General features: G+C 62.3%; 6 protein-coding genes. All 6 read right to left on the minus strand.

Going from position 1 to position 6445, the window contains the following annotated elements:
• Window positions 1-21: 21 nt before the first annotated feature.
• The gene (locus IEX32_RS15530) at window positions 22-1272 is read right to left on the minus strand and encodes a polysaccharide biosynthesis protein (protein ID WP_188772458.1); all 1251 of its coding nucleotides are present in this window, start codon (window positions 1270-1272) and stop codon (window positions 22-24) included.
• Complete coding sequence (locus IEX32_RS15535; RefSeq protein WP_188772459.1) at window positions 1269-2261, minus strand: NAD-dependent epimerase/dehydratase family protein; 993 nt, start codon at window positions 2259-2261, stop codon at window positions 1269-1271. The genes IEX32_RS15530 and IEX32_RS15535 overlap by 4 nt, the downstream gene beginning before the upstream one ends.
• Window positions 2261-3076, minus strand: a complete 816-nt coding sequence (locus IEX32_RS15540) for a class I SAM-dependent methyltransferase (RefSeq protein ID WP_229736402.1) — start codon at window positions 3074-3076, stop codon at window positions 2261-2263. The genes IEX32_RS15535 and IEX32_RS15540 overlap by 1 nt, the downstream gene beginning before the upstream one ends.
• Window positions 3077-3403: 327 nt before the next feature.
• Window positions 3404-4051 (minus strand): TadE/TadG family type IV pilus assembly protein, encoded by a 648-nt coding sequence (locus tag IEX32_RS15545; RefSeq protein ID WP_229736403.1) that lies wholly within the window; start codon window positions 4049-4051, stop codon window positions 3404-3406.
• Window positions 4051-4671 carry a TadE family protein gene (locus tag IEX32_RS15550; RefSeq protein WP_229736404.1) on the minus strand — a complete coding sequence of 207 codons (621 nt, stop codon included), beginning with the start codon at window positions 4669-4671 and terminating at the stop codon, window positions 4051-4053. Before IEX32_RS15550 ends, IEX32_RS15545 begins: the two co-directional genes overlap by 1 nt.
• Window positions 4668-6257, minus strand: a complete 1590-nt coding sequence (locus IEX32_RS15555; RefSeq protein ID WP_188772461.1) for a pilus assembly protein TadG-related protein — start codon at window positions 6255-6257, stop codon at window positions 4668-4670. The genes IEX32_RS15550 and IEX32_RS15555 overlap by 4 nt, the downstream gene beginning before the upstream one ends.
• Between the last annotated feature and the right edge of the window lie 188 nt (window positions 6258-6445).

Consider the following 6445-nt stretch of genomic DNA (forward strand, 5'->3'; position numbering starts at 1 on the left):
GAGCGGGCCAACCGGAAGTTTCTAATCAACGAAACCGCGCACCAGCACCTTTCGCGCCAGCAGCGCGCCGGGAATGCTGCCGATCAGGCAACCGGCCGCACTTCCGCACATCAGGCCTGCGAGCCCCCAGCGCGCGCCCAGCCAGGAACCGGCAACGGTCGCCGCTATGACGAACCAGCTCATCCAGCTGAGGTGCCTTATCTCCACCGCGGTCCCGCAGGCCACGACGGCCGAATGCGGCAGGCCTTCCAGCAGCTTGGCCGCGCCGTTGAAACAGGCGGCAAGTATCAGCAACCGTTCCAGTTGATAGCGGCCATCCGTGAACACCGAGGCGACGAAGGGTGCGAGGGCAAGCACGAGAACGGTTCCGATCAGAAACGTGATGGCCAGCGCTTTTCCCTCGCTTGCCAGCAGCCTGAAACGCGTCGGACGATCGGTTGCCGCACGAAGCCGGGGGGTAAGGGCAAACCCCGAACCGGAACGCAGCAGGCGAAAAGGAAAGATCGCCACAGACGCGACGACGGCGAACGTCGCCAGCGCCTGGAAGCCGAGTACTTGCGGAATCACGAAGCGCTCCACCTGCACCAGCAGAGCTCCGGCCGCGACGGCGACCACGAGCGACAACGCTTCTCCGGGCGGAACCGCATCGTCTTTCTCACCGTTCAGACCGCAATGCCGGATGAACGCGATCCAGGAAATGGCGGCGAACAGGAGATTGGCGACAGCCAGAATAGTCATCGGCGGCACCACGGAAGTCCACGACACGATGAAACCCGACGCGCCCGAGATCAGCAGCGCCCAGCTGCCCACATTCGTCACCGCGATGGCAAGCATCATCCAGCCGTGACTCCGAAGCCCCATGCCGGCAGCGATGGTCAGCCCTCCGCCGAAAATCGCCGCGCCGAGCAGAAGCGCGGCTCTGACCGGAAAGCCATATACCGCGACAATGCCTCCCACGGCCGCGACGGCGACGATACTGCATGGGACGAACGCGCGCAGGAACAGGCGAGAGCCCGGCTCGAGCCTGCGGCGCAGCAGCACCTGATCGATGCCCCACGGCGCCAGACAGATGCAGACGTTATAGATGGCAACCGCGAGCGCGAGCTGACCGAACGCGGCCGCCGGCAATTCGCGGGCGAGCAGGAGGTTGCCGAAAGTGAACGCGGCGCCAGCGAAAGCAAAACCGAAACTGGCCCCCAGCGATTTGGAGCGGAGGAGCGACAGCATCTGCCGCGTGATGAACGGCGTGGCCTGGAAGGACCGTGATTTCATCGCGGCGGCAACAGACCCGTTTCCCGGTACCATGCCACCGTACGCCGGAATCCCTCGTCAAGATCGACCTTCGGTTCGTAACCGAGCATCTTGCGGGCCTTCGCGGTCGAGAACGCCCGGTTGTGCTTGAAGAATTTCACGCGCCGGCGGTGCAACGGAGGCTGGAGGCCCAGCGGCGTACAAACCGCCTCCACCACCCTGGCCACCTGATACAAGGGCTCATAGGGCAAATGCAGACGTGGCGGCTTGCGGTCCAGCGCCCTTGCCGCCGCGCCCACGTAGTCCGTCAGCGGCAGATAACGCGGCCCACCAATAATGAATACCTCGCCGACCGCATCCGGACTGTCCATACACAGCACGAAGGCGTCGACCAGATCGTCGATATAGACCGGATGGAAGTTGGCCCCGCCGTCACCCACGAAGAAGAACAGGCCGCTGCGCACCATGCGGAACATCTTGAGCATGCGCGTATCGCCAGGGCCGTAGATGGAGCAAGGGCGGATGATGGCGATTTCCAGCCCGCCGCGTTCCATCTCCTCCCGGCAATACTGTTCGGCGAGCAGCTTGGTTTCCTGATAGAAATCGCGGGGGCTGAAAGCGGCGCTCTCATCGGCCGGGCCGTTATCGACGCTGCCGTGAACACCGATCGTCGAGCAGTAGACGAAGCGCCGAACGCCCGCGCGCCGAGATGCCTCCACCAGCGCCCGTGTCGCCTCGTAGTTGACCGCGAGGAACTTCTCGTAACTGCCTTCCTCGCGGTACATGGCCGCAACGTGAAAGACCGTGTCCGCCCCCGCGACAAGGCGATCGAGCGCTTCGGGATCGCCCAGTTCTCCCTCGATCCTGACGATACCGGCATCCTCGGGAAGCGCCGAACCGGGCCGGGCCAGTGCCTGCACGCGGTGCCCGTCCGCAGCAAGCCGCTCCGCGAGAGCCTGTCCGGTGAAACCGGTGGCACCCGTTATCGCGATCGTCCTTGAACCGTTCATCACCCCATCCGATCAAACCGCGCCAGTACGGGATTGCCTGCCACCCGCGTCACGCCGGCCTTGCGAAACACTCTCTCCGCCCGCCGTGCGACTGGAGATCGCGGCATGGCTCTGTGCAGCGCCATCGGCAGGACGAACTGCCGCCAGTCACACGTTTGCCGAAAGCCATGGGCCGCGAAAGCCGAGCGAATCTCGTCGGCGAAGAACGTCCTGTAGTTGCGTGTGTTCTTCTCGATCTTGCGCTTGATCGGGAAAGCGAGCAGCGACAGCGCGTTGAGGCTCGACCAGATGGGATAGTCGATGATCACCGCCCTGCCGGAAACGCGGCAAAGCTCACTCACCAGACGCGGCCAATCCTCGACATGCGACATGAGGCGTACGCTGGTGACGAAATCGAACTGCCGGTCCTTGAACGGCAGGCGCAGAAGGTCGCACTCCTCGAATTCGATCGAGGCTGCCTGCTCCTGGGCCCGAAGTCTCCGGAAGCAGCTGGCGTCGCTGCCCGCCACAGTAACCGTATAGCCAGCCTTCGCCAGCGGAAGTGCCAGTTGCCCGTGCCCCCCGCCAACGTCGAGAACAGTCGAGCCAAGGCCCATCGTGTGCTGACCGAGAAGTGCGAACAGCCCCTGTTCCTGCACCCAGAGCATGTAGGCCCCGACCGCGCCCTGAAACCGGGAGGCATAATCATCGGAAGATGTCACGATGTCCGGCTGCTCGCTGGCACTTATCGCAATATCCACGAAATCGCCGCCCGGCCACAAGGGGACGGGCGGCGAGTCCGGGGAAACCGGGTCAAAGTCGGTCAGGTTGCTCAACTTGGCAATCCTCCGAAAACCGCGAGGTGCGATGGATACCCGGCAGCGTTGCCAGATGGCCAAAACCGGGATGGAGCGGCCGGCACCGAGCGTAATGCACAGCCATTTGTCATGGCAATCGCGGCCGCCCCCCCTTGTACGCCGGGACGCATGTTTGCCGCGACGAACCGAGGATAGTCCTCGGTCTTACGCCGGCCATGTGCGCCAGGGTGCGCTGACTGTGGCTCGCTCCAGGCGGGAGCGGCGCCAATTGCCTGCAATGGCAGGTTCCGAAACTGTCATTGCCGAATCGCCCGCTCGCCGGTTTCGGGCCCGGCTCGAACCTGCCTAGCTGCAGGTGGAATTGCCGCCACTGCCGGTCACACCGGGTGTCAGGTTGCGATCGTCCCTGATGATAAAGGCGGCTTCCTGTTTGAACCGGGGGGTGCCTACGAACATGTCCCCGAACAGGGGCTGGTACTGGTAGTAGACCTCCACGAACATGACCGCCGAATTGGACTGCGCGGTGATGAGGCTGTCGGCCGGGCCCATGCCGTCGAGCGTGTCGCCGGTGAGGCCAGCACCTTCCGCGCCGTAGACGGAGTCGACATCCAGATCGCCGCTGCACCGCTGCCAGTGGATGTACTGGCGACCGGTCGAAGAATCCCTTTCCAGGCTGGACAGGATGATGCGGCCGTTGGCGCCGAAATTGAAACCGCTTCCTTGCTTTGATGCCCCGGTCATGACCGAGTCGATCTGCGTCTCGGTCACCGTCGGCGTCACCGCGCCGTTGTCGGTCTGTCCGAGGCGCGAGGCGTTATCGGCGACGGTCGTGGCCATCTGGCTGACCTCCATGTCGATCGTCGCCATATAGGCAAGCTCGGTGCCATAGAGGCCCAGCGTCAGCATGACCGGAAGCGCCAGCGCGAATTCCAGCAGCGAGACGCCGTCGGTGTCGCGCCGGAGCGACCTCATGGTGGTTCGGACACGTTCCATCATGCGCAAGTCCCCGCCGACGAACCGAGTTCAGCCTGGTTGGCGAATGGCTGGTTCTTCTTCACCGAAGATGCGCTCAGTTTCCGCAAGCCGTCGCTGCCGTCGATGAACGGGACCGGGAACAGCGGCGGATAGGTGACATCGACAGTATAGACCACGACGTCGTTCGCGCTGCCGTTTCCTGATTCGCCGACATCCGCGTCCCACTGCCCGTTGCCGTTCTCGTCGGTGTAGACTTCACCATTGTCGCAGGCGCCGCTGTTGTCGGCGTCGTTCCAGGGTTCTGGCTGGTCGATATTGGCGAAATCGTAGTAGCTCGCGCGCGAAATCTCCACGGTCGCGCCGGGCGCCACGTTCTGGATGGCTTTCGTGATCTGGGCGTCGGACGCGCTGGTATCGGCGGTTTCGAGCGAGGAACTACGGGCCGCCTGCTGCACGGCGCCGCGCAGAACGGCGGTGGTATAGGCCATGTGTCCGATATCGCAGATGCCGATGATCAGCGTGATCACGATCGGCGCGGCCATGGCGAACTCGACAATGGTCGCGCCTTCCCGCGCACGGCGAAGACCGGCAAGCCGTCGCCGCCAGCAGCTCGGCACGATGCGGGGCAGCCGCCTCACGACGTCACCCGCAGTTCGCCGACCTCGTTGGCGATTTCCTGGAACGCCGCGTTGAGTTCGTCGGCATCGGCGGCGACGAAGGAACTGTCGGCGGAGGCGCAGGTCTTGAGGTCGTCGGACAATCCGGCAGCGAAGGCTATGGCCCATACCCGGATCCCCTTGGCCTTGATCGCCTCGCATACAGCCAGGAAACGCGATGTGTGTCGCCGAGCGTCGTGCTGCGAACCGTTGGCCGTCACCCGGCGGTCCCAGTATTCCATGCCCCAGGCCTGCTGAATCTCGTAGTTGGGAGCCATTTCGCCGTCCGTCATGAAAATGATATGACGCGAAACCTCGCCGCCGTTCGACGGTGCGGCGTTGACATTGTCCTTGAACATCCCGTCAGGCGAGAGCAGTCGGCCGCCCCAGATCATACCTATGTCGAGATACGTGCTGCCTTCGGCGTTCAGCGAGTCTGCGTAGTTGTCGAAACTGTCCTCTTCCATCTCGCGCAGCAACTGCGCCTGGTACGGACAAAAGGACCATGCTCGAGCACCACTGTTGCTCTCCTTCGTGGTATAGTCGCCGAATTTACCATAGCGAACATAAGCAACCTCCGGCCACATCGGAGCCCACTTGGTGTCATCGTCATAAACCTCGGGAGCATCATCTAGATCGACATCGCGTGCTGAAACCGGAGTGATCTTACCATCCGAGGAATTATATTTGAACTCGACGGCCGGCGTGGTCGCCCGTTCCTCTATGCAGCCTTTCCACGTCGAGTAGACGGTTCTCGGCTCGCCCTCGTAATAGCCCCACTCCTGCCAATCGTTTCCGGTATTGGTAGCGACCGTTTGGAAAGCCTTGTACTTACTGACGTCGTATTCGATCTCTTTGTAGGTCCATTTATCGGTCTTTGAATTGTATACCCTGGATTGATACGTGCGTTCGTCCACCAGATAATCGGGATCAAGATCATAGATGAGTTTGCCGACGTTCACACTCGACGAATAGGGCACGAAACCATAACGCACCCGGGCATTTGTGCCGGAAGTCGCGGTCGTCACGGTCCGATAGAAGTTTTTCATCGCCTCGCGCAGCGCCTCAATGCGCGTGGTGTCGTCGAGCGCCCAAGCCATCGAACCGGTCGTGTCGAGCACCATCATCACGTCGGCATTGCCCATGCCCATGGATGAAGCGCAGGTTACCGTCAGCGAAAAATCGTTGAAACCGAACAGCCGCATGATGAGCGTCGAGAGCGTGGTGCTCGCCGTTCCGTTCACTGTCACGCCATTGTCGCTCGACGAAGGCGTGAACTGGGTGCCCGTCGTCTCCTGATCGCTGTCGTTGAAATTGACGTTGAAATAGTTGTTTGCCGCCTTCTCGGCCGCGTCGTCGAAACCTTTGGTGGAGACGGCATGTCGCCCCGCCAGAACCGCGGCGTCGCAGGCGGACTGCAAGCGGTTCTTGACCCGGTAGGACCGGCTGATGTCCACAGCCGAACCCACCACGGCGGCCGCGACGAGCATGGCGATCGCCGCGATCGGCAACACGTTGCCGCCCGTGTCGCGCAGCCCCCTGGTCATAGTGGTCGTGAAGTGTCGCATAGGCGACCTAACCCTCTAAAAATCCCCCGAATTACGGGGCATCTAGCAAGCAAAGGTTAAGGATTTCATTTTGAGAACAGTGACTAGTGGTGCGAGTCTAACGCTTGGTGCCCACGCCTGACGGCGGCGATGATTTCGTCGGGGTCCGCAGTCCATTGGAAGGGTTTGGGATTATCGCGGTTATGCTC

It is taken from the genome of Novosphingobium endophyticum, from assembly GCF_014640675.1.
Classification (GTDB): domain Bacteria; phylum Pseudomonadota; class Alphaproteobacteria; order Sphingomonadales; family Sphingomonadaceae; genus Novosphingobium; species Novosphingobium endophyticum.